A 23,559-nucleotide genomic window follows, 5' to 3' on the forward strand; every position below is an offset into this window, starting at 1 on the left:
TCAATGGCTGCGCTAGGGCGCGTCTCGAAGTGCGTGTAGCCACTCGTTGATCGCGGTGATGTGCAGGGTGGCTTCGTAGCGGACGGCGAGTTTGTCGAAGCGGGTCGCGACTGCGCGGTGTCGTTTGAGGCGGTTGATGCCGCACTCGACGGCGTGGCGTTGCCGGTAGAGCTGAGCGTCGAACGCGGGTGGGCGCCCACCGCGTGAGCCTTTGGCCAAGCGGTGGGCGTCCTGGTCTGTCTTGCTCGGGATGCAGGCCCTAATCCCGCGTCGACGCAGGTAGCCCCGGTTCGCGCGTGAGGTGTAGGCCCGATCCGCCAGGACCAGGTCAGGGCGCACCCGTGGGCGGCCAGGCCCGCAGCGTGGCACCCGGATACCGGCGAGCACAGGCGCGAACTGCGGGCTGTCACCACGGTGGCCCGCGGTCAGCAGCATCGACAACGGCTTACCACCTTGCTCGCAGGCCAGATGCAACTTCGTGGTCCAGCCACCGCGTGAACGTCCTAGAGCATGATCGGTCGGCTCCGGTCTGACCCCGCCGGCGGGTTCACGCTGAACATCGCTACGGGCTCCGGCTGCGTGTTGATGGGCCCGGGCGATGGTCGAGTCCACGCTGACATCCCAGGTGATCAGACCAGCGGCATCCGCGCGGGCCTGCAGTCTGGTCACGATCTGCGCCCAGATCCCGGCGCGCTGCCAGCGCCGAAACACTGCATAGACCGCCTGCCACGAGCCGTAACAGTCTGGCACATCACGCCACGGCGCCCCCGTGCGTACTCGCCAGCGGATCCCGTCGATCAGTTGCCGTTTCGTCCATCGCGACGGCCGACCTGACCGCTTCGGCGCAGGCAGCAACGCCGCCAGCAGCGCCCACTGTGCGTCGGTCAGATCGAACCGCCTCGTCACCGCTAAGGTGGCCACGAGGTCTCCGGTATTCAAGGTACTTCTTCGTCGATGAACCCTTTACCGGAGACCTCTTCGTCTATCGATGATCAACACACCCACTTCGAGACGCGCCCTAGCCGCGGCGTGTCTGATGAAGTCCAATTCGCGACAATCACGGTTCACTTCGACGTCTGCCTGAGGGCCGCGACCATGGCACGCGACTCGGTGTGCAGGTGCCGGAGCTCTCTGGCCGTGAGAGCCAGTTCGTATCCGTGATGATGTCCGGCCCGCGACAGCGCCCACCATAGGTAAGCCGCCCGCTGTGCAGTCTCGGCTCCGGCGTACTTCCGCAGCATCATCAGTTGCGCCCGCCGATTACGACATTCCGCCACGCTTGGGGCCACGGCCTGCCAGTAGCGGTCCAGTGCTGCCTCCAGGGCGAGACGAAGGAGCCACGCACTCGCCCGCGGCCAGAGTCCGCGAGTGCCAGTGGCCGGCTTTGTCATCAGCTCTGCGGCGCTGGCCAGGTAGTTCTCGGCAGAGATCATTTCAGCCTCACAACGAGACGAGCCACATCGGCCACAAGCTGTTCGGGGTCGTTGACGGCGGCGCCGTGGGCGCCTTCTTTGCAGGTGCGCAGGGCGGTTGCCGCCCACCCGCCGTGCGCGGTGTTGAGCTTGCCGAGGATCTGGCCGCCGGCATCCATGTCGTCAAAGAGAGCGAGCGCGGCCACCTGCATCGTGGTGCGGGCCCGGCCGATCAGTGCATCGACATCGCGATGAGGTTCGCCGCGCCCGATGCGACGGGCACGGACGATCTGATGGAAACGAGCTTCAAGGGCCGACCGGCAGTAGGTCACGACGACCGGCGTACGGACCTCGACAGGCATGTCCCGAGTTTTGGCCAGAGCCGCGGCATCATCGAGGTAGCGCTTCACCGGGTCGATGTGATCTCGAGGCGACGGACGGCCTCCGGGAGCCGATCGTCGTGGGTGAAGACGATGACCTGCCGGGTCTGGGCAAGGTCGGCGAAGACCCGGGCGAGCCCATCCACCTTGGCCGGGTCCATGCTCTGCACCGGGTCGTCGATGATGAGGAACCGGAACGGGCTGGCGTCCGCGCTGGCCCGCGGCAGGAACACGGCCAGACCGAGAGCCTGCATCTCCCCCTGGCTCATCACCGACATCGCGCTGGTCGCCGTGCCGTCCACGGTGGCAGGAAAGGCGACCCTCCGGCGGGTGCTCGACCCGTCGAGCTTCATTCCCGCGAGCTCGACGTTGCTTTGCTGGCGCAGCTCCTCCCAGATCTGCTGCGACCGGGCGGCGAACGGCGCCAGCTGCTCCGCGCGAAGGTTCTCGATCAGTGGCTTGTACCAGTCGAGGGCCTCCTTGACGCGCGCCAGCGGAGCCTCGTGAACACGCGCCGCGACGGCGTCGGCATGCCACTGCTGCAGCTGGGCAGCGAGGTCGCGCCACTGGTCGTGACGCGCCTGCAACCAAAGGATGGCCGCTTCGCGTACCGTCGCGACCGTCTGCAGCAACGCTGGATAGGTGCTGGAGAGATGCGCGGCCACCGCTTCTGGGTGGGCATCGGCGCTGAGACCCGACCAGATGGTCCACGCCGTCCTGAGCCGCTCGCGGAGTTCGGCTGGGAAGTCCTCCGGCAGCGTCGTGGGCACTCCCGCGCCGACTGGAAGTGCCTGGACCTTCCGGCGGGCGATGGCCAGGCTCTCCATTGCGGAGCGGCGGGCAGCCGCATCGTCGCGGATGCGATCCAGTTCCGCTTGAGCGTCGGTACGCCAATGCTGGTCCAGCACGCCGGCATGGCACAACGGGCAAGGGCCGCCACCGTGCGCGTCGTAGTGTTCGGTGGCAGCTTCAAGCAGCCGGGCCGTGCCCTCGATGACGCTGCTGTTGGGTGCCTCCTGGACGCGGACCGCAGCCGCCGTCAGCGTGTCCGCCACCGCGGTGACTTCCTCGGCCGTCGGCAACGGCGGCAGGCTGACCAGCCTCCGGTACGCCGTCACCTGAGGGTAGACGTCGTCTGTGTTGCCCAGCAGCCGGTCCACGGCGTCAAGGTCGGGCCGAGTGGACGCGAGCAGTTTGGCCGCCGCGCGGGCACGCTCGTCATCGACCTCGCCGAGCGCCTGCCGGAGGGACTTTCGCCGGTCGGACACCGCCTTGAGCTGGGCGTCCAGTTCGCGCCTGATCCGCTTCAGCAGGCTCTCGGCGTTAGTGATCGGCTCGATGGCCAGCAGCGGCGCGAGCGCGTCGAACAGGTCGCTGGGCCGCGACGAGATGAGCCGGCCCAGATCGTTGGCGGTCAGCAGCGGGCGGTACGCCTCCAAGGGCTGGCGCCAGCCGAGAGCGTCGACGTCGGCGTACGTCTGGTCGCCGTGGCGGACGTCGGCGGCCGCATCGCTGGGTTCGGCGGCATCGTCGCGCCAGCGGCGGCGCAGGTGCACGGGTGCGGGAGATCCGTCGAGGCGCGCCGTGACTTCGATGGCCGCCTGGTCAGGATGGTGCAGGTTGCGCCAGCCTTCGCGGAAAATCCGGTTGTTATCGGCCCAGCGCTTGCTGTCGCCGGTGAGAGAGAGCTCGACAGCCTCGGCGAAGCTGGACTTACCCGAACCGTTGCGCCCGATGACCAGCATCAGACCGGGTTGCGGCTGCAGATGCAGCGCGGCCTTGGCGCCGATGCCGCGAAAGCCGGTCACCGTGATGCGCTCGAGGAAGACGTGCCGCTGCTCGGCCGTCTCGGCCTCCCGGACAGGCAGGTCAGCCGGGGCACCATCAAGCACGGCGCGGAGCTGCTGTTCCCCCGCGAAGGCGCCGAGAACGACCTCGGCAATCTGATCAGACGTACGTCGCTCGGCCAAACGGTCGAAAAGATGCTCCAGAAGTGCGTGAGTCGTGCTCACCGTGTGCTCCCATGCCGACGTTACGGTGGGCCACCTCAGGGAAGGCAACCTTAAACAGTTACTGGGGATTGCTGGAACTTGCTGGAAGACTGTACGGTATTGGCATGGAACAAGTCGAGGCCCTCGATCGGCGGATCGAAGATCTGCGCACCGAAGTGCGGCGGGCGCTGACCGCCGGCGACCGCGAGCGCGTCGCGAGCCTGCGCAAGCAGTTACGCCAGGCGCAGCGCGAGTGGGAAGCGCTCCTCGATGAGGAACTGGCGGACGAGACGCCGTTGGTTCCGGCTCCGCGGCTCGCTTCCGGGCCACTTCTTCCCGTACGGGAACAGGTGCACCAAGCGCTGACCTTGCTCGGCGCTCCGGCTGCTCCCAAGCTCGTCGTCGCCGTACACGAAGCGTTTGCCACTGGCGAGCTCACACCGACGAAGCTCACGAGTCTGCGGCGCGACGAGGAGCGCTCGTTCCAGTCCGCGCCGTACTCTCGCCCGTACTATCTCTGCGCCGCCCTGACCGCCGACCACCTCGCGCCGGCCCGCGGCCTGATCGCCGTCTCGTCGTGGCCCATGGCCACGCGGATCATCGGGCCGCTCAGTCTGCGCGTCGATTTCCTCACCGCCGCCACCCGGCTTGCCGAACATCTGGAAAGGCTCGGCGAGACGGGCCCGAACGCCCGGCGGCTGCTGTGGCGCTTCGCCGCCACGATCCCGGGAGCCGCCACCAGCGCCTACTCCATGACTCCGGCTGCCGTCGCCGAGGCCGCCCAGGCCGAACTGGCCATCCACCTTGACGCCGACCGGTCGCACCGCGAAGCGGCCGCGAAGCGGGCCCTCGACCAGCTCACCCCGGCACAACAACTGTTCGGCACCCGGCTCGGTCGCGCCGCGGCCACCGGCTCCTGACCTCGTTCTCCCGTTCTGCCGCGAAGGAACGAAGATGTCCGACGACATCCCCCACCGACTTCATCAGCTGCGCGGCTCCGCTCCCGCGAAACGACACAACGCCCGTACGGTGGCCGCCCTGACCGGAAACCCCGGATGCGCGCGGCGTGCCGTGCTCGACGCGGCCGGCGTCGACAAGGACGCGCTGGCCAAGCAGATCGGTTTCCCTGCCAAGTTCGGCCAGTCCCAGTTCGCGATCACCCGGGGCAACTCGTTCGAGGCCCAGGTCAAGGCCAACGGGTACGCCGAGCTGCTGCGCCTGCTGCGCGAGGTGCTCGGCTTGGAGATCAAGGAGGTCGGCAGCACCGACCTCAACGACGTCGGCGGCAACGCGAGCCAGGAGGTGCGGCACACCCGCGCCCGCCAGGCCCTCAAGGCCGCCGTCGAGGGCCGCGAGCCGCTCACGTTCCTCGACCACCCGCTGCTGCGCCTCGACGTCGGCGGCAACATCGTCTACCTCGAGCCCGACCTGGTCGCCTTCCACCACGACGGCGTCCTGCACGTCGTCGAGATCAAGTCCTTCGCGATCATCGACGACCAGGCGGACGGGTCGAAGGTCGCCGCGGCCGCACGGCAGTCGGCCGTCTACGTTCTCGCGCTGCGCCGCCTGCTCGGCGACGACAAGGTTTCCCACGACGTGGTGCTGGTGTGCCCGAAGGACTTCTCCAACCAGTCCACCGCGGTGAAGATCGACGTCCGCAAGCAGCTGATCACCCTCGACCACCAGCTCACCCGCCTGGCGCGCATCGACAACCTGGTCGAGCAGCTGCCGAACGGGCTCAGCCTCGACCTCGCCACTCACACCCCCGACGAGCTGGTGTCCGCACTGTCCATCATGGAGGCGCGGTACGCGCCGTCCTGCCTGAACAGCTGCGAGATGGCATACTTCTGCCGCCACGAGGCCGCCGGCTGCACGTCGGCGCTGGGCACCACGGTCCGCGAGGAGCTCGGCGGAGTCGAGTACGTCCGGCGGGCGCTCGACCTGGCCCAGGGCAAGGCCATTGCCTCCGTCGAGGAGGAAGAGGCCGCCGCAATGCTGCGCACCACGGCGCAGATCTATGGGTCGGTGGCGGCATGAGCGCGATCTCCTCGTACGCCCGGGCCCTCGCCGTCGACGCCGGCCGGGCGTACCCCATCGCCACCCGACGCCATCTGCACCTCAGCGACCACCCACTGGCCTTCGTGCCGCTCACCATGGCCGGCGAGGCCAACGCACCGCTCGCGGCGATGGTCGGCACCGACCGGGACAACCCGACGATGCTGTTCGTGCCGCAGCCGCGCAACCGCACCCTGCGGTTCGCCTTCGCCGACCAGCTCGCCACGATCGTCCTCAAGTACATCGAGGATTGCCCCCGCAAGGGCGTCGAGACGTACGGCAAGGACGCCAGGACGCGCTACCTGGACGCGCCGCAGATGCTGGTGCCCAACCCGGCCGGCGCGGCGTTCGTGCGCCTCTTCGGCCGCTCGACCCGCTTCCGGCGCACGACCGGCGAGTACGCCGTGTCGCCGCAGGTGCCGCTGCTGGGACGCTGGCTCACCTGGTTCGGTGAGCGGTTCGAGCACCCCGGCTCGTCGGCGCTGGTCGCCATGACGTCCGCGCTCGGCCGGCACTGGGCGACCGGGCAGAGCGCGATGGAGGACGCCAACCTCGCCGCCCTGCTGGCCTGGATCGACCCGCCCGCCGGTGTGGCCGCGACTGACGCCGCGCGCGAAGCCGAGGACCCGACGATCTGGCCGCCGGCCGGCCCCAGCACCGACCCCACCTTCGACAACGAGATCCTGGCGCCGGCGATCCGCCTGTACGACGAGGGAAAACACGACCGCGCCCTGGCCGTGCTGGAACGCGACCTGCGCTCGCAGCTCGAGCCGACGTGGCGGCTTATGTGGCGGGCGATCGACCTGCTGCGCACGCTGCCGCCGGGCGACACGGTGCCCGTCCGCTGGACCAACGACCGTACCGAGTTCACCAGCTACCACACCTACGTCAGCGGCGGCGGCTTCCCGCAGGCACGTCGCGACGGGGCGGTGGCCGCGGCGCGCCGACTGCAACGCCTGGAGCGCGAACAGAATGAGTACGACGCCACGTGCGCCTTCGACGACCCGCTGGTGATGGCAAGCTTCCGGGTGACCGGCGAGGCTTTCGCGGGCACGGTCGTCGAGGTCGAGCCCGACCGCAAAATCCTGTCGGACAAGGGTCGCCGCGTCTTGCGCCCGCGCGTCGTCGTCCGCACCGGCGACCCGGTTCGGCTCCTCGCCGCGACCAAGCTGCGCTCCCCCAGCCGCCCGAAGCAGGACGTCACCATCCTGAGCGTCAACGGCGACCGGGTGGAGCTGCAGATCGAGAACGGCATGGGCCGCGCCGGAACCGCCGCACCGGGCACCGTCCCGACGCTCGGCGAGGAGCTCACTTACACCAGCGTGTTCCCGAAGAGCATGCGCTCACCGGAACTGCCGGCGCCCGAGGACACCCCGTGGACCCACGGCGGGCCGCCGAAACCGTACACGCCGACCGACGACGACGCCCGCGAGGTGTGGGAATGAGCTTCGACCCGGCCGTCGAGGCGTCGCAGGCGACGCTGGCCATCCTAGAAGACTTCCGCTCCGGCAAGCACCGCGGCGTGGTGGTCAACTCGCCGCCCGGCGCCGGTAAATCCACCCTGGTGGTGCGCGCCGCGGCCGAGCTGGTCGAGGCCGGCGAGCGCCTGATGATCGTCGCCCAGACGAACGAGCAGGTCGACGATCTGACCGCTTCGCTCGCCCGCCGGCTCCCATCCGCGCTGATCGGGCGCCTGAGCAGCGCCGAGTACGTGCCGTCGGCGCGCGTCGCGGGCCTACCCAACGTCGCCTGCGACAAGGACGCCGGCAACCTCGCCGACTGCCCGGTCACGGTCGCCACCGCGGCGAAGTGGGCGTACGTCAAGGACCGCTCCTGGGAGTGGGCCATCGTCGACGAGGCCTATCAGATGCGTTCCGACGCCCTGCTTGCCATTGCCCGTCTGTTCGAGCGGGCCCTGTTCGTCGGCGACCCCGGCCAGCTCGACCCGTTCTCGGTGGTGGAGAACGACCGCTGGCGGGGGCTGACCTGGGACCCGATGCAGTCGGCGGTGTCCGGCCTACTCCGCAACAACGACGGCGTGCCCGAGCACCAGCTACCGGTCTCGTGGCGCCTGCCGCACACCGCGCAGGACCTGATCGCCTCGGCGTTCTACCCGTTCACCGGCTTCCGCACCGGAGCTGGCCCAGGTGAGCGGGAGCTGACGTTCACGACGCGCGCCCTCGGCCGGACGCCCGTGGACGCCGTGCTCGAGGAAGCCGCGACTTCCGGCTGGGGCTACCTCGAGCTGCCCGCCCGGCACACCATGCGGACCGACGCCGAGGCGGTCGACGCCGTGGCCGCCGTTGCCCGGCGCTTTGTGGAGCGAGGCCCCGTCGCCCGGTCCGGTTCGACGTCAGGTCCGGTGACGCCGTCTCGCATCGCTGTCGGAGCCGCCCACCGAGACCAGGTCGCCGCGTTGCGGGCTGCCTTGGCTGATCAACCCGACATCACGGTGGACACCGCGAACCGCTTGCAGGGCCGGGAGTACGACGTGACGGTGGTGCTGCATCCGCTGTCGGGCCGCCGGGACGCGACCGCGTTTCACCTCGAGGCGGGCCGCTTGTGTGTGCTGACGTCCCGCCACCGTCAGACCTGCGTCATCGTCGGCCGGGCAGGCATTCACGAGTTGCTCGACGCCCACCCGTCGACAGAGCCCGTTCACCTCTACGAGCCGGTCAAGTTCCCCGACGGCTGGGCCGCAAATCAGACTGTAATGACCCACCTTGAGACGCACCGCATCCCCATGAGTGCATGATGTCACCAGCCGACCGAACCTCCGGGGGACCTAGAGCATGACCTTGTCCGAAGTCGCGGCAGAGGCGCCCGACCTCAGCAACCCGATCATCAACTCGCCGTACGAGCCGCCGCAGCAACACTTCGAGATCGGGCCACACGGACCGACCGGCGTCCTCAAGCCGGGCCGCAGGCCGAGCGAGTCGTTCATCCCCTTGCCGCCAAGTCGCAAGACACGACAGAAGCATGTGCAAGAAGCGCTCGACTTCGACATCACCGGCGAACGGCGGGAAGTCAACAGCCTCGTCAACGACATCCGCCGCGAGGTCGAGAGGTGGCGGGCGAACAACTGGACAGGTGTCACGCCGTACACCCGGAAGCTGTTGGCCCACTGGGCGCCCGGGCCACATCGGGCGGACCCGGTGTTGTTTTGCCAACGTGAGGCGGTAGAAACCGCCATCTTCCTCGCCGAAGTAGCGGGCCGGCACGGGACGACGGACTACCGTCGGCGGCTGGAGCCAGAAAACCGCATGCACAACGACGGCCTGCCGCGCGTCGCGCTGAAGATGGCCACGGGCAGCGGCAAGACCGTCGTGATGGCCATGCTGATCGCCTGGCAAACCGTCAACAAGGTGATGACTCCTCGGGACGCGCGGTTCGCGAAACGATTCTTGATCGTGGCGCCGGGCATTACCATCCGCGACCGACTCGGCGTCTTGCAGCCTGAGCGGGACGACAACTACTACGACCAACGGGACCTGGTGCCACCGGATCTCTGGGAGGCCGTCCTCCAAGCGAACGTCAAGGTGGTCAACTACCACACGTTCCTGCCAAGGGACGCCAAGGAGATCCAGGGAGTCTCCGCCAATACCCGCAAGCTGCTGCGCGGGAACCGACCGCCCGGTGACGCCGACGCATTCCAGGAAACCCCGGAAATGGTCGCGGACCGGGTGCTCGGCGCGTTCGGGTCGACCGAGGGCGGCCTTGTCGTCTTCAATGACGAAGCACACCACTGCTACCAGGACAAGCTGCTGGAGCACCCGGAAGACGTCGCTGACAAATCCGACAAGGATCGCAACCGCGAGGCACGCGTGTGGTTCCGCGGGCTGCAGGACATCTCGCGCCGGACGTCGATCAAGACGGTCTACGACCTGTCGGCCACCCCGTACTACCTCAAGGGTTCCGGCTACAACGAGGGGCACATCTTCCCCTGGGTGGTCAGCGACTTCTCGCTGATGGACGCCATTGAGTCCGGCATCGTCAAAATTCCGCGCATCCCCGTGGACGACGACGCCGTTGCCCAGCAGCCGGTGTACCTCAACCTGTGGGACAACATCCGGCCACCCCTGCCCCAGCGCCAGTCCTCCAAGGGCGCACCGATCACCTCGCAGGGATGGGTGATGCCGGAAACCCTTGAGGGTGCAATACGCAGCCTGTATCGCTCGTACGAGCAGAACCACGTCCGCTATGAGAAGGACCTAGCAGGCCTCGGCGAGCCGCCACCGGTAATGATCATCGTCTGCCCGAACACGGTCGTGTCCAAGCTGGTCTACGAATGGATTGCCGGCTGGGAGGTCGACCAGGACGGTGAGAAGCGGCTGCGCCCCGGCAACCTGTCACTGCTCAGCAACATCGAGGACGGGGTCTGGACGACCCGGCAACGGACCATCCTGGTCGACTCGGTCGCGTTGGAGTCCGGGGATCCGCTTGGGCCTGACTTCAAGCAGGCCGCGGCTCGCGAGATCGAGGCTTTCAAGCAGGAGTTCCGGCTGCGTAACCCGGGCGCTGACGTGGAGAAGCTCAACGACGCCGACCTGCTCCGCGAGGCGATGAACACCATCGGCAAGAAGGGAAAGCTTGGCGAGCACATCCGATGTGTCGTCTCGGTAGCCATGCTGACGGAGGGTTGGGACGCCAACACCGTCACCCACATCCTCGGCGTGCGGCCGTTCCGCAGCCAGCTGCTGTGCGAGCAGGTGGTCGGACGCGGCTTGCGCCGCCGCAGCTATGCCGCGAACGAAGACGGCAAGTTCGAGCCAGAGTACGCCGAGGTTTACGGCGTACCGTTCGCTTTCATCCCGTCCGACCGCGCCACTCCACCGCCGCAGAAGGACATACGGCCGGCGGTTCGGGTGTATGCGGTGTCCGAGCGAGCCGACCTCTCGATCCGGTGGCCGAAGCTGGACGGCTATCGCGTCGAGCTTCCAGACGAAACGCTGATCGCAGACTTCGATGAGAAGTCACGTCTGCACGTCACCCAGGAATTCGTGGCGCTGTGGGTGGAGAACCAGGGTGTCGTGGGCGAACGGCTGGAGGTCGAGCTGGCCGACATCCGGGGTGCTCGCGACCAACGCATCGCCTACACCATCGCCAAGCGGCTCATGGAGGACGAGAAGTACCTGGCTGCCGCGGACGGGGTGGAAAGACCCTGGCTCTTCCCGCAGGTTGTCGAGATCTGCCGACAGTGGCTGGAGGAGTGGGTGACCACCGACCCGGACGTGTCGAAGGGCAACCTTCTGCTGGTTCAGGCAACCTCTCGGGCAGCTGAGAAGGTCTTCGGATCGATCATCCGCCAGCTCGACAACCGCGCCAAGGTGCTGATGCCCGTCCTGCGCCGATTCGATCCCGAAGGCTCGACGGACGACGTCGACTTCGTGACCCGCAAGGTAGTCATGTCTCCACCGCCCCAGAAATCTCACCTCACCGAGGTAGTGCTCGACGGCCAGCGCGGCAACACCTGGGAGGAAGGCCTCGCCGAGATCCTCGAGGGAGACTCGCGGGTCCACGCGTACGTCAAGAATGAACGCCTCGGCTTCACCATCCCCTACGTCCATGAAGGCCGCCAGCACGACTACGTACCCGACTTCATCGTGCGGCTCGTTCCACGAGACGCCGACGACGTCGAACGGACGCTCATTGTCGAAGTCTCAGGGAGCCGCAAGTCCCCCGGGCCAACCGCCGCCAAGGCCCACACCGCCAGGCACGAGTGGTGCGCCGCCGTGAATAACTGGGGTGAGTACGGCCGCTGGGGCTACGTCGAAGCCACCCACCCGATGCAGTTCCGCGAGGTGCTGCACGACGCCATCGAGAACCTGTACGCCGACCGGCCGATCATCGGTCTGCCCGACTGACGCTGCGAAAGGGAACGAGACATGCCCCCGAGGAAGAAGGCCGCTCCGGCCGGGCCCACCCCGGTCGACGCGATCACGCACCCCGACAAGCGCGTCAACCTGCCCACTGCAGACGCCCACGAGTTCGTTGATCCAGACGTGGAATACCCGTTTACGTTCCGGTACCCACGGCCGCTGTACAGTCCCCAGCTCGTGTGGCGCGGCAAGGAGGAGCAGGACCTCGCCGAATACCTCGAGGGTAAGGTCCCTCCCATCTATATTCAGGAGAAGATCGATCCCCGGGTGCTGATCGAAAATCTGCGCGACACAGCGGCGTCGCCAGGGGAAGAGCCCGAGCTGACGTTGTTCGATGCGTTCGACGGCCTCGGCGAACTCGACATGGTGGACTTTTACCAACACGAGGCCAACTGGTCGAACCGCATGATCCTCGGCGATTCGCTCAACGTAATGGCAAGCCTCGCCGAGCGGGAACGACTGCGCGGCAAAGTCCAGATGGTTTACATCGACCCGCCTTACGGCATCAAATTCGGCTCGAACTGGCAGGTTTCGGCACGAAGGCGGGAAGTTAGGGACGGCAAATTCGAGGACGCGACGCGTGAGGTCGAACAGATTAAAGCGTTCCGCGACACCTGGGAGTACGGGATCAGTTCCTATCTTTCCTACCTCCGTGACCGCTTGACGATCTCCAGGGAGCTGCTGACGGAAAGCGGATCCATCTTTATTCAGATCGGCGATGAGAACTTACATCTTATCCGCTCGCTTCTCGATGAAGTTTTTGGAAGCGAGAATTTCGTCAGCCTGGTGACGTTTAAAAAGACGGCGAGTGCGACCGCAGCAAGCCTGCCGGGAGTAGCAGACTACATAGTCTGGTATGCGCGCGACATCGGCTCAATGAAGTACAGAAAACTCTATACAAATAAGGACAAGACCGCAGCTGAGCAGTATACGAATGCCGCAATGCCTGACGGACGTATAGTCAAGCTAACTAAGGCACAAATTGCCGGAGTAGAGCCCTTGCAAGACGGCGCAAGAAGAGTTTACCTGGACACTGTAATCAGCCAGCGACCTCCCGGTGATTTCGCGGTGGAAATCGACGGGAAAGATTTCCGGCCCTATCCCGGCTACTGGAAGACTAACCCTGAGGGCATGAAGCGGCTGGCGACGGCGGGCCGCCTAAAGCCGGTAGGTAAAACGCTTCGATATGCCCGATATCTCGAGGACTTCCCCGTAGGGACCTACAGCAACATGTGGGATGACACAGTCACATCGGGATTCGCTGACCCGAAAGTATATGTCGTACAAACGAATGTTAAAGTCGTAGAGCGATGCATGATGATGACAACGGATCCTGGTGATCTTGTACTTGATCCAACATGCGGATCGGGAACAACCGGCTTTGTCGCGGAGCAATGGGGGCGGCGTTGGATCACAATTGACACCTCGCGAGTGGCGCTCGCGCTAGCCAGGCAACGAATCATGGGTGCGCGCTTCCCGTGGTACCTGCTCGCTGATTCACCCGAGGGGCGGGCGAAAGAAGCGGAAGCATTGGGCAAGCCGCTGCCTCTCGCCCAAACTCAGCGCGACATCCGGCAGGGTTTCGTCTACGAGCGCGTTCAGCACATAACACTAAAGTCAATTGCCAATAACCCGGACATCCGAAAGGGTATGAGCCGCGCCGAGATCGATGCGGCCATTAATCGGCACGCCGAGTACGAGCTGCGCTACGACAGACCGTACGAGGACAAGCGGAAGGTCCGCGTTGCTGGCCCATTTACTGTTGAGAGCCTGTCTCCCCACCGCTCCCTGGCATTTGCCGGCAGTGCGGTTGATCAGACTGGCAACACGGCAGTTGCCGACGAGGAAACGTCCGACGGTGACACGAATTTCGAGCAGACCGTCCTGGCCAATCTGCGCACCGCCGGTATTCAGAACGGCCGCAAGAACGAACGCCTCAGCTTCGACTCGGTGGAGCCCTACGCCTCCCCGTACATCCAGGCTGTCGGCCTGCGTGACGAGGCCAACGATGGCACCGCGAAGCGAGTCGGCATCACCGTCGGCCCGCAATACGGGACGGTGGGTCCGCAGTTCATTAAGGATGCAGCCCGTGAGGCGATCCGAGCCAAAGACATTGATCTGCTCTGTGTTCTAGCATTCGCGTTCGACCCCTCAGTGCTCGGCACGGCGGACGAGGAGTACGTGACCTCGGCCGAAGGATTCGCGAACGTCGCAGCTGAGCGGCGGCTCGGTCGCGTGCCCGTTTTGCTGGTCCGGATGAACGCCGACCTGGTCATGGGCGAAGAACTAAAGAAGACCGGCGCCGGCAACCTGTTCACCGTGTTCGGCGAACCGGACATCGAGATCAAAACCGAGGACGACGAGCTGCGCGTGCTACTGCACGGCGTCGACGTGTACGACCCAAACACGGGTGAGCTGCGTAGTAACAGCACCGACCAGATCGCACTGTGGATGATCGACACGGCTTACAACGGCGAGTCATTCTTCGTTCGCCACTGCTACTTCACCGGCGGGCAGGACCCGTACAAGCGCCTCAAGGCGGCCCTCAAGGCCGAGATCGACCCGGATGCCTGGGCGAGCCTTTACTCCACGGAGTCACGCCCGTTCGCCCGTCCGGACACCGGCAAGATCGCGGTCAAGGTGATCAACGACTACGGTGACGAGGTCATGAAGGTCTTCACCGTCTGAGGCATCGATGGGTGGCCGGAGCCCTGCCACCCATCGGCCAGTCAGCGCGCGGAGCCGCAGATTGTTCGTACCTCGCATCCGCGGCATCGCGCGCCGGGATTGGGCCGATAGTCACGCGCCTTGACGCGCTCAGCCGCTTCGGTGACCGTCGCCTCCGCTCGCGCAATCGCCCCGGCGTCCACCTCGATCGGCATGCGCGTTGCATGTTTGAGGTCGTGCACGTACGCAGCTCGCAGGTCCAGTCCCTCTCGACGCCCGGCATCGGCGTACACCTGCAGTTGAAGTGCATGCTGCTCGTGGTCGCCGGACATTGAGGTCTTGTAATCGACGATCGCCAACGCCTCAGTGACGCCGCCTTCGAGGTCCAGAATCACATCCGCTCGGCCGGCCACGATCACGCCGTCAAGGTGCAGCTCGAACGGCCGTTCCGTCTCCCACACGCGGTGCAGATCGCTCGCATACTTGTCGGTGTAGGTGCCGACAAGCCGTCGAGCGGCGTCTTTCAGCTGCCGATGTGCAGCCTTGTTGGCGGTGGGCAAGAAAAAGCTGGCGTCGAGAAGCGCATCGATCTCCGCGGGCGACGGAACCTTCCCGGACACCTTCGTCGACTCGGCCACCGACCGCAAGACGTGGTGTACCGCCTTGCCGTAACCGAGCTCGGGCGCCAGCCGCGGCTGGAAGCCGATCAACTCGCGCAGCCGGAATGCCTGCCCACAATCCATGAACGCCGCCATCTGGCTGTAAGTCAGGGTGATGGCCTCATCGCTGTCGGATCCCCTTCGCTCGATCGACGGGAAGCCGACATCGTCTGGCTTAACCTCAACAGGAGAGATCTCCTGGTGATACGGGCTTCGCGCAACTCGCCGTGTCGTTACGCGCTCGTGCCGGGAGACAGAAAGCCAGTCGCGCGCCCGGGTCATAGCAACATAGAATAGCCGCCGCTCGTCGGCGTCGGATCCTTCGTAGCGGGCTGCGTCGAACATCGTCCGTGGTACAAGCCACTCTTGCGGCTTCCCGGTGCGCGAAGACGGGAAACGACCCTTGGTCATCGATGGCACGAAGACAACTGGCCACTCGAGACCTTTCGCCCGATGCACCGTCGTCAGGTCGATCGCATCGAGCGTGAAGTCACCCTCACCGTCGAAGCCCTCGTACGCATTCTGGGCGTAGTTGATGATGTGCAGCGCCAGGTTCCGGTAGTACCAGGTGCCACGATCCTGTCCACCCACCTGTTCGCCAAGAGCGTCCGCGTCCGGCCGAGCTCGCCGGCGCACCGACTCGTAGTCAGCGAGCAATGCAGAGACCCGAGCCAACGTACCGAGCCGGTTAATTACCCCAGGCTCGTTCAAATCCCAATGGCGTACGCCCAACTCCTCGAACAGCTCATAGAGTTCCCCCACCAGGTTGGCGGTTCGCGTCTCTCTCGGTACAAACGTCTTCCACTCGCGCAGCAAGCGAATGGCCGCAGCTCGTCGTACGGCGTCCAGCTCAAAGACCTGAGTCAGCTCGCCAAAGAGGGCCGCGTCGGTGACTGGTTGCGGTGCCTGGCGGTAGTCCCGCCAATGGGTGTCGGTCAGCCAGGCGAACACGCGGCCCAGCACGCGCGCTTCCGGCATCTCGAACAGACCAGATCGTCCACCGGGTTGAACGGGAATGCCGAACGTCGCGAGCTGCTCGACCAGGCGGCCATAGGCGGCCCGACTGCGCACGAGCACGGCGATATCGCGGTACCGCAGCCCCCGCTCGACCAGATCGAGGATGTAGGACGTGATCCAGCCGGCTTCTTCTTCCTCATCGGAGCCACACCAGACGGCCACTTCAGACTCCGGAACGGTCCCGGATTCGCGATACGGAAGCATCTCCTTGTCGATGCGGTCCGGAATCGTCTGCGCGAACCGATTGGCTGTGGCGATGATCTGGGGCCGACTGCGCCGGTTCACCGTAATCTCGAAAGTCGACACGTTCGGATAGCGGTCGGCGAACGTAACGATGTTCGCCACGTCTGAGCCTCGCCACTGATAGATGGCCTGTTGGTCGTCTCCGACTACGCACAGTTCGACCCGAGGGCCGGTGAGAAGCTCGATGAGGCGCTCCTGAGCGGGGTTGACGTCCTGGTACTCATCCACGATCAGGTGACGGAGCGTCGCATGGATCTCGGCCGCGAATTCCGGCCGTTCGAGTTGGCGCACGGCCTGGACAACCTGCTGGCCATAGGTCAGAAGTCGGTACCGCTCGAGGGTCGCGTAGTAGTCGCGCAGTATCGGCCCAAGCGGTTCGGGTATCGATGCCGGGTCGAGCAGTTCGTTCTCCACCACGTCAACGCCCTTGCCGAACGCCTCTATCGAGGCGAACAGCCGGTAGCCCGCGTCCAGCGTCCGGATGTTGAGTCGGTTCGCCTCCCGGGCCAGAAAGGCCGTGAGCTGGTTGTCGTCCAGCACGTCATAGGTTTCAAAGCGCGGTACTCGCTGCTGAAGCAGGCGAAAGCAGAAGGCGTGGATCGTGCCCACGAACAAGCCGTTGAGCCGATCGACTACTCCTCGACCGAGCCGGCCCTCGACTCGCTGAACGATGCGAGTCTTCAGCTCCTTGGCCGCCCGCTCGGTGAAGGTGAACGCTACGATGCCCTCGGGATCGACACCGTCCGCAAGCAGATCCACAACGCGCTGGGAGACCACCTCGGTCTTGCCTGACCCGGCCGAAGCGATGATCTGCAGGTGACTCCCACGGTGTTGAACGGCGGCGAGCGCCATGCCGGTGAGCTGTGGGATTGCGTTGGGCGAAGACATCCACACCTACCTCTCGGTGTCGCACAGCGTAGTCCTAGCCGCACCTTCGGTTCGGCAACCCGGCGCGCCATCTAAGGCGTGTCGGCGTCTTCGTTAGGACACGGCATCACCAGACGCCACAGACAGCACACTCAAATCAATCAAATGCGATGAGAGCAAAGCTCGCAAAGCTGCCGCGTAGATATAGACCAGCAGGTGGCTTGATGGGTTTTGTCCGTCACCCATGTGACCACGCCTCCTCGAGCCTGTGACCACGCCTGCAACCACAAGAGACATTAACGTAATCTCGTCGAGCGATATCCATCCATAAGAAAAAGCCGCTGACCAGGACTTTCGTCCTCATCAGCGGCTTGATAACGCGGTCGGGCTGACGGGATTTGAACCTACGACCCCTTGACCCCCAGGCCGTTGGGGTTGATGTTGCCGCACGTCAAGCGCGGTGCGCAGCGTTCACGCAACTGTCGAGTGTCAGGACCACGCACCCGCGTACATACCGTGTGGTCCCCAGGTGGTCCCGGAGCCCCGTGAGTGGCTAGGTAGTTGGGAAGCGCGCGAAGAGGCGTCCCACCTCACGGGGTGGCACTTCCCGTGTACTGGGGCCCTGACGCTCGAACCACTTATCGGAATAAGTAACAGGCCGGCCGATAGCATGAACAGGCATCAAGATAACCAGCCTGCCGTGATAACGTGCCGGCCTCATCATTCTAACGATGTTGGCTGCCAGCTCCGGATCCAGCGTGGAATTCTTAATCTTTTCCGTCAAGAATGTTAGATATCCGTCAATGGTCCCGCCGTGCTTGGGCAGTTCATTGTCCACACCAGTGATGAAGAAACCGTGTCGCGCAAGGAGCGGCGTCCCATGGACTTGCCTAGCACGCTCCGCGTCATCTTTGTCGTCTGAGATGCCAATGATGATATACCCAGCCGTGTTGAGTCCTTCATTCGCAATGGCAGAAGCGGTTTGCAAAACTCGATCAAGCAACCTCGCATTGAGATCGGCCGCCGCATCTAGGTTATGCAAGCCCTGCTTCAACTCAAACAAACCCTGCTCGGCGACAGCCGCTGCAAGCAGGCGATCGATCTTGGATTCGTTCGGCTCTAGGAGCAGGTCGCGCGACTCGCCCGCAAGAGCCGTGTGGTCCCGGAGCAAGTCCGAAACCGCCGCAATGTTGATTCTCTTATTCTCAGCCGACCATGTCCCGCCGCCACCGGTAATGTTCAGCACCCTGTCGCCGGATCCATCCAAGGACTTGACGACCTGCGGCATGTTGGTGATTTGTCGATTTTCTTTAATAAGCAACTGATAGAGCGCGAGGAAGATCGCTTCATAGTAGCGCGGGACTCGCTGCCTCGGCGACTTGAAGACCAATTGCACGAAAGTCTTCTTCGCTGCAGCAAGAATTTCTTCTAGCACACCGTGCACATACTCGAAGCGCTGACGCACAAGTTCCGGATCATCGCGCTGAACGGCCGACTCGATACGCTCGTTACGCCGGTCGGTATCTGACGGGCCCAACCCGTAGTATGAATCCAACGCTTCAGAGTGGTACCGAGGCGTTACGTCAAGGACCATGGTGGCAAGCAAGTCCGCAACGATTTCTTCATCGCGTGATTCACGCACCTGATCCTTCTCAAGAATCCTGTGGTGGACCCAGAAGACGTCATCAATGAAGATTCCTCGGGAATCTTTATCGCTTGAAATACTAATGGCCGGCATAGCCGTGAGCTTGACCAGATCCCGAATGGAAGCGTCTCCCCGAATGAACGACGACACTTCCCTGACCAAGTCAGCAAAGTTAGATACCGCCCCTGCCTGCCTGATCTCTTGGCGAGATAGGTATCGGCCGTTCGAGTTGATACGGCGGAAGACTTCCTCAACCAACGATTCGCTAGGCGCGCGGTACGTCGACATAGGAAGCACGTAGTTCGCAATGCGCACGCAGTCGATTCGGGACATCCTGGGCTCGCGCTGGACCAACTGGCCGCTATCCCGACGCAACTTGGTCTCAGCCAGAGTTTCAAGATCGAAGAAAAAACCATCGAGATCAAACGCATTCTCGATGAAGGAAAAGACTGCGTTTAGCCTCTGCAGCCCGTCGATAATTTCCAATACAGCTTGCCCATCCGAGACACGCTCGGCGGTGAGTACCAACGGCACGGGCAGTTGACGGCGGAGAGAGTCGATAAAAGCTTGCTTCTCCGGAGTAACCCACACCAACTTACGCTGGTAACGCCGGTTTACAACGAACGAGTTACTGACGTAGCCGTTATAGAGCGTCTGGATATTCTCGCCACGAACGATCAGGTTGCTACTCAGCTCGGCCACGCCTGTGCCCCTTCATCCAGGTAATCAAGGCGACTCTACCCGGCTCGGCAGCTTCAGAGGTTGTTCGCCCTTGAGCGCCCCTCGATGAGCGGGCGGGTTGCGCACGACCTGACCATAGGTAGTGCGGTTCCGCGCACTGCCGCGCATGGCGTATGGGCTCCCAAGGGCCGTGGTCCCCGCTCTTGAGTGACATCGGCACAACGTGTCACTCAACGTTTCTGCAGGTGAGATGCCATCCGGTGACACCAGTGACACCAGTGACACCCCGCCGACTATAGGCGCGTTGCGGCCTCATGGATTAGGCCGGCCGCGGCATCGGCGCTGATGGTCCTCGTGTCGATCGAGAGGTCTGCGGCGATGAGCTCAGTCGCATCCCACGCTTCCATCCTGGCGACGGAGTCCCCTGTGGCACGGGCGACCACGCGCGCCTCGGCGACCTCACGCGAACACCACAGGTATGCAATGACCCACTTCACATCAGGAAATGCGCTGCGGATCGCAGAGATTGCCCCGGCTGCCCAAATGAAGAACCGGCACCCCGCGGGATAGCTGACCTGCCAGAAAAGAGCGATCCACTACGTACGTTGCACCATATCGCTCGTTTTCCCATATGCATTCCCCGCCTCACGAAGCCTGGCGATTTGCTGCGCACTAGTCATGCGATATCCCTCGGTTCGGCCATCGCCAGCCTTGAGGCGCTGAAATTGCAAATAGTCACGAATCAACTTCGCCAGTGCTTGTGTGACCGTGTCCTTTCCCGACGCTGGCGGGCCGTACATGATGACACCGACACTCACGCGCTCTCGCCACCCGTGATGCCGGCTAAGAAGTCCGCGGCTTGCTTTTGCAGCGGCGTGCTTGACGTGCAGTTGTTGATGACGGTATGGGGTACTGGCGGACGGGAGTCTAGGTCGATAGCTCTGAGGTAGGTATCCCAATCGTTCAGCTCGAAGCCGTCACTCGCCGCGCCGCGATGCCTTACGTAGCCATGCATTGAGTCGGCATCGCAGTAGACCCACACCACCGAAACCTGTGCGTTCAGAGCGGCAAAGGCCGCTTCCGTACGGTCGAGCCACGCTGTGTCCTTGAATTCACGAATGAAGGGCGCAGCGAGGATTGCACTATTTCCGCATGACACGTTCTCATTGGCAGCAGCCATTAGCGCTTCATATTCGCGCGGACGCATTGATGATAGATACGTCTCCGATTCACGGTCATGCGGAGAAAGGCCGATTAGCTCCAAAGCAGCTTCAAGATCTGGCCTTGTAAGTTTGTCCTTGTCTAACATCGGCCATCCCGTTTGCCGAGCGAGGATACGCCCCAACTCTGTCTTGCCACTCCCTGCGTAGCCACCCACCACAAGCACCTGCGGACTACGAAGGCGAATTTGGGGCCGCGGCCTTGGCTGCTCCGGTGCGCGCACCACTCGCTTTGAACGCGATTGGCTCTCGACTAGGCCCTCCGCGGATAGAACCATTGCCTCCGTGATGGTGAAAACGCTGACATCCCATCGCGCGGGACGCCACGCACTGGGATGAGGTGGTCACCGAGCTGGGTTACGAGCACCTGCGACGCCACGACCTGCGGCACACCGGCCTGACCTGGCTAGCCGGTCCCCCGGCTACGGGCCGTCTGACCAGGACAAACGAGAGTCAAGGCGTCCGCGAATGTGTCGTCCGATCCCTAAACGGTCCCCAAAAACCCATAAGCAAGTAGGGATTTGAAGATCAAGGAAAACAAAGAGAAGGCCGTTTACCAGGGCAAACACTCCAGTAAACGGCCTTCTTGATCGTCGGGCTGACAGGATTTGAACCTGCGACCCCTTGACCCCCAGTCAAGTGCGCTACCAAGCTGCGCTACAGCCCGCCGCCGCCCGGCACGAACACCGCGCGGCAACAGAGGAAAGCTTACCAAGCCCTACCCGTGGGCCTTGCCCCGACCCCCCGGGCCGGTCTTCTTGCGGGGCTTGACGGACAGCTCGATGGGCGAACCCTCGAACCCGAACTCCTCGCGCAGCTTGCGCTCGATGAACCGCAGGTACCCGGCGTCGAGCGGGCCGGTCGTGAAGAGCACGAACCGGGGCGGGGCGACGCCGGCCTGGGTGGCGAACAGGATGCGCGGCGCACGCCCGCCCCGTACGGGATGGGGGGTGGCCTGGGTCAGCGCGGTCAGCCACTGGTTGAGCGCGCCGGTGGGGATGCGCTGCTCCCACGACGCCAATGCGCGGCGCAGCGCGGGAGCCAGCTTGTCGACAGCGCGGCCGGTCTTGGCGGAGATGTTGACGCGCACGGCCCACGGGATGCGCTTGAGCTCGCGCTCGATCTCCTTGTCGAGGAAGATCCGGCGGTCGGCGTCGACCAGGTCCCACTTGTTGAAGGCGATGACCAGGGCCTTGCCGGCCTCGACGACCTGGGACAGGACGCGCTGGTCCTGTTCCGAGATGACCTCGGAGGAGTCGAGCAGGACGACCGCGACCTCGGCCGCCTCGACCGCGCCGGCGGTGCGCAGCGACGCGTAGTACTCCGTGCCGGAAGCCTGGTTGACCCGTTTGCGCAGGCCGGCGGTGTCGACGAACTGCCAGAGCTCGCCGTCCATCTCGACGAGGCTGTCGACGGGGTCGACCGTCGTGCCGGCGACCGAGTCGACGACGGCGCGTTCCTCCTTGGAGACGCGGTTGAGCAGCGACGACTTGCCGACGTTGGGACGGCCGACCAGGGCGACGCGGCGAGGACCGCGGGGGCCGCCCTCAACGATCGGCGGCGGCTCGGGCAGGGCGGCGAGGATGTCGTCGAGCAGGTCGCCGGAGCTGCGCCCGTGCAGGGCAGAGATGGGGTGCGGTTCGCCGAGGCCCAGCGACCACAGCGACACGGCCTCCATCTCGAGCGAGGCGTTGTCGGCCTTGTTGGCGACCAGGATGACCGGCTTGTGCGAGCGGCGCAGCATCTTGACCGCGGCCTCGTCGACGTCGGTGGCGCCGACGGTGACGTCCACGACGAACACGACGACGTCCGCGGTCTGCACGGCGATCTCGGCCTGGTTGGCGATGGCGGCGGCGCGGTCGCGCGCGTCGGGCTCCCAGCCGCCGGTGTCGACGACCGTGAAGTGGCGCCCGTTCCACTGGGCGTCGTACGGCACGCGGTCGCGGGTCACGCCGGGAACGTCCTCGACGACGGCCTGACGCCGGCCGATGATGCGGTTCACCAGGGTGGACTTGCCCACGTTGGGACGGCCGACCACGGCGACCACCGGCACCGGGCCGGCGACCTCCTCGTCGGCGACCGCAAAAGCGGGAACGTCGCTCACTTACTCACCTTGCTGTTCAAAAGATTCCAGAGGTATGTGACCACCTCGTCGATGCCGATGCCGGTGGTGTCGACCTCGATGGCGTCCGAGGCCTGCCGCAGCGGGTCGGTCGCGCGTGACGAGTCGAGCTTGTCGCGCCGGGCCAGGTCGGCCTCGGTGGCCGAGACGTCGGCGGCGTCCTCGGCGCTGCGCCGCTGGGCGCGGGCTGCCGACGAAGCGGTCAGGTAGACCTTGAGCGTGGCGTCGGGGGCGACCACCGACGCGATGTCGCGGCCCTCCACAACGATACGCGGGTGTCCGGCGATGATCGCCTGCTGCAGGGCGACGAGATGCTTGCGTACGGCGGGCACGGCGGCAACCGCGGACACGGCCTGCGTGACCTCGGCCCCGCGGATCGGCGCGTCGACGTTCACGCCGTTGGCCGCGAAGTGCGGAGCCGCCGGGTCCGTACCGATCGACAGCTCGGTCTCCAGCGCGATCTTCGCGATCGCGTCGGGGTCGTTGAGGTCGGCGCCGCCCTGCAGGACCGCCCAGGTCACAGCGCGGTACATCGCGCCGGTGTCCAGGTAGACGCCGTCCAGCCGGGTGGCCAGCCGCCGCGACACGGTGGACTTGCCGGAACCGGAGGGGCCGTCGACCGCGACCACACACTTCTCCGGCCGTACTTCTTCCGCCACCGTTCCTCCCGAGTTCGCCCGCCCGACTGACCCCTCTCATTGTGCCCGTAGCGCCGTGGGGC

At 64.9% G+C, this 23,559-nt stretch carries 14 protein-coding genes, 1 tRNA gene and 1 pseudogene; 7 read left to right on the forward strand and 9 right to left on the reverse strand.

The window, feature by feature from the left end:
* Positions 1-12 precede the first annotated feature (12 nt).
* The 3 genes from ACSNN8_RS24735 to ACSNN8_RS24745 form a co-directional block, all read right to left on the reverse strand.
* Complete coding sequence (locus tag ACSNN8_RS24735; RefSeq protein ID WP_436649504.1) at positions 13-921, reverse strand: IS5 family transposase; 909 nt, start codon at positions 919-921, stop codon at positions 13-15.
* 508 nt (positions 922-1,429) lie between these two features.
* Positions 1,430-1,822, reverse strand: coding sequence for a hypothetical protein (locus ACSNN8_RS24740; RefSeq protein ID WP_436651883.1), 393 nt, complete (start codon positions 1,820-1,822; stop codon positions 1,430-1,432).
* A complete protein-coding gene (locus tag ACSNN8_RS24745; RefSeq protein ID WP_436651884.1) occupies positions 1,819-3,804 on the reverse strand; it encodes an AAA family ATPase in 1,986 nt (661 codons plus the stop codon). Before ACSNN8_RS24745 ends, ACSNN8_RS24740 begins: the two co-directional genes overlap by 4 nt.
* Before the next feature lie 104 nt (positions 3,805-3,908).
* Here ACSNN8_RS24745 and ACSNN8_RS24750 point away from each other — a divergent pair, with 104 nt between their 5' ends.
* Genes ACSNN8_RS24750 through ACSNN8_RS24775 form a run of 6 tightly spaced genes read left to right on the forward strand, consistent with a single transcriptional unit; the run spans position 3,909 to position 14,405 of the window.
* Positions 3,909-4,703, forward strand: coding sequence for a hypothetical protein (locus ACSNN8_RS24750; protein ID WP_436651886.1), 795 nt, complete (start codon positions 3,909-3,911; stop codon positions 4,701-4,703).
* A gap of 34 nt (positions 4,704-4,737) precedes the next feature.
* Positions 4,738-5,820: a hypothetical protein gene (locus ACSNN8_RS24755; RefSeq protein ID WP_436651887.1), complete on the forward strand. Its 1,083-nt coding sequence runs from the start codon at positions 4,738-4,740 to the stop codon at positions 5,818-5,820.
* Entirely contained in the window at positions 5,817-7,283 is a 1,467-nt protein-coding gene (locus ACSNN8_RS24760; protein WP_436651889.1) for a hypothetical protein, read from the forward strand. Before ACSNN8_RS24755 ends, ACSNN8_RS24760 begins: the two co-directional genes overlap by 4 nt.
* On the forward strand, positions 7,280-8,593 hold the full coding sequence (locus tag ACSNN8_RS24765; protein ID WP_436651891.1) for an AAA domain-containing protein: 1,314 nt from the start codon (positions 7,280-7,282) through the stop codon (positions 8,591-8,593). Before ACSNN8_RS24760 ends, ACSNN8_RS24765 begins: the two co-directional genes overlap by 4 nt.
* Before the next feature lie 37 nt (positions 8,594-8,630).
* Complete coding sequence (locus ACSNN8_RS24770; protein WP_436651892.1) at positions 8,631-11,702, forward strand: BPTD_3080 family restriction endonuclease; 3,072 nt, start codon at positions 8,631-8,633, stop codon at positions 11,700-11,702.
* Positions 11,703-11,723: 21 nt separating this feature from the next.
* Entirely contained in the window at positions 11,724-14,405 is a 2,682-nt protein-coding gene (locus ACSNN8_RS24775) for a site-specific DNA-methyltransferase (protein ID WP_436651893.1), read from the forward strand.
* 41 nt (positions 14,406-14,446) lie between these two features.
* Here the strand turns inward: ACSNN8_RS24775 and ACSNN8_RS24780 are convergent, their stop codons facing one another.
* The 3 genes from ACSNN8_RS24780 to ACSNN8_RS24790 all read right to left on the reverse strand — a co-directional run bounded on the left by ACSNN8_RS24780 (position 14,447) and on the right by ACSNN8_RS24790 (position 20,994).
* Positions 14,447-17,191 (reverse strand): ATP-dependent helicase, encoded by a 2,745-nt coding sequence (locus ACSNN8_RS24780; protein ID WP_436651894.1) that lies wholly within the window; start codon positions 17,189-17,191, stop codon positions 14,447-14,449.
* Between the two features lie 532 nt (positions 17,192-17,723).
* Positions 17,724-19,517 carry a GmrSD restriction endonuclease domain-containing protein gene (locus ACSNN8_RS24785; protein ID WP_436651896.1) on the reverse strand — a complete coding sequence of 598 codons (1,794 nt, stop codon included), beginning with the start codon at positions 19,515-19,517 and terminating at the stop codon, positions 17,724-17,726.
* Between the two features lie 793 nt (positions 19,518-20,310).
* On the reverse strand, positions 20,311-20,994 hold the full coding sequence (locus ACSNN8_RS24790) for an AAA family ATPase (RefSeq protein WP_436651898.1): 684 nt from the start codon (positions 20,992-20,994) through the stop codon (positions 20,311-20,313).
* A gap of 32 nt (positions 20,995-21,026) precedes the next feature.
* Here ACSNN8_RS24790 and ACSNN8_RS24795 point away from each other — a divergent pair.
* Positions 21,027-21,129 (forward strand): annotated as a pseudogene (locus ACSNN8_RS24795) (site-specific integrase); the annotation flags it as partial.
* A gap of 180 nt (positions 21,130-21,309) precedes the next feature.
* On the opposite strand, the gene ACSNN8_RS24800 reads toward ACSNN8_RS24795, so the two are convergent.
* The 3 genes from ACSNN8_RS24800 to cmk form a co-directional block, all read right to left on the reverse strand.
* A tRNA-Pro gene (locus ACSNN8_RS24800) sits at positions 21,310-21,383 on the reverse strand.
* A gap of 51 nt (positions 21,384-21,434) precedes the next feature.
* Positions 21,435-22,820 carry a ribosome biogenesis GTPase Der gene (gene der, locus ACSNN8_RS24805; RefSeq protein WP_436651900.1) on the reverse strand — a complete coding sequence of 462 codons (1,386 nt, stop codon included), beginning with the start codon at positions 22,818-22,820 and terminating at the stop codon, positions 21,435-21,437.
* Positions 22,817-23,497 (reverse strand): (d)CMP kinase, encoded by a 681-nt coding sequence (cmk, locus tag ACSNN8_RS24810; protein ID WP_436651902.1) that lies wholly within the window; start codon positions 23,495-23,497, stop codon positions 22,817-22,819. The genes der and cmk overlap by 4 nt, the downstream gene beginning before the upstream one ends.
* Positions 23,498-23,559 lie beyond the last annotated feature (62 nt).

It is taken from the genome of Actinoplanes sp. URMC 104 (assembly GCF_051386375.1).
Classification (GTDB): domain Bacteria; phylum Actinomycetota; class Actinomycetes; order Mycobacteriales; family Micromonosporaceae; genus Actinoplanes.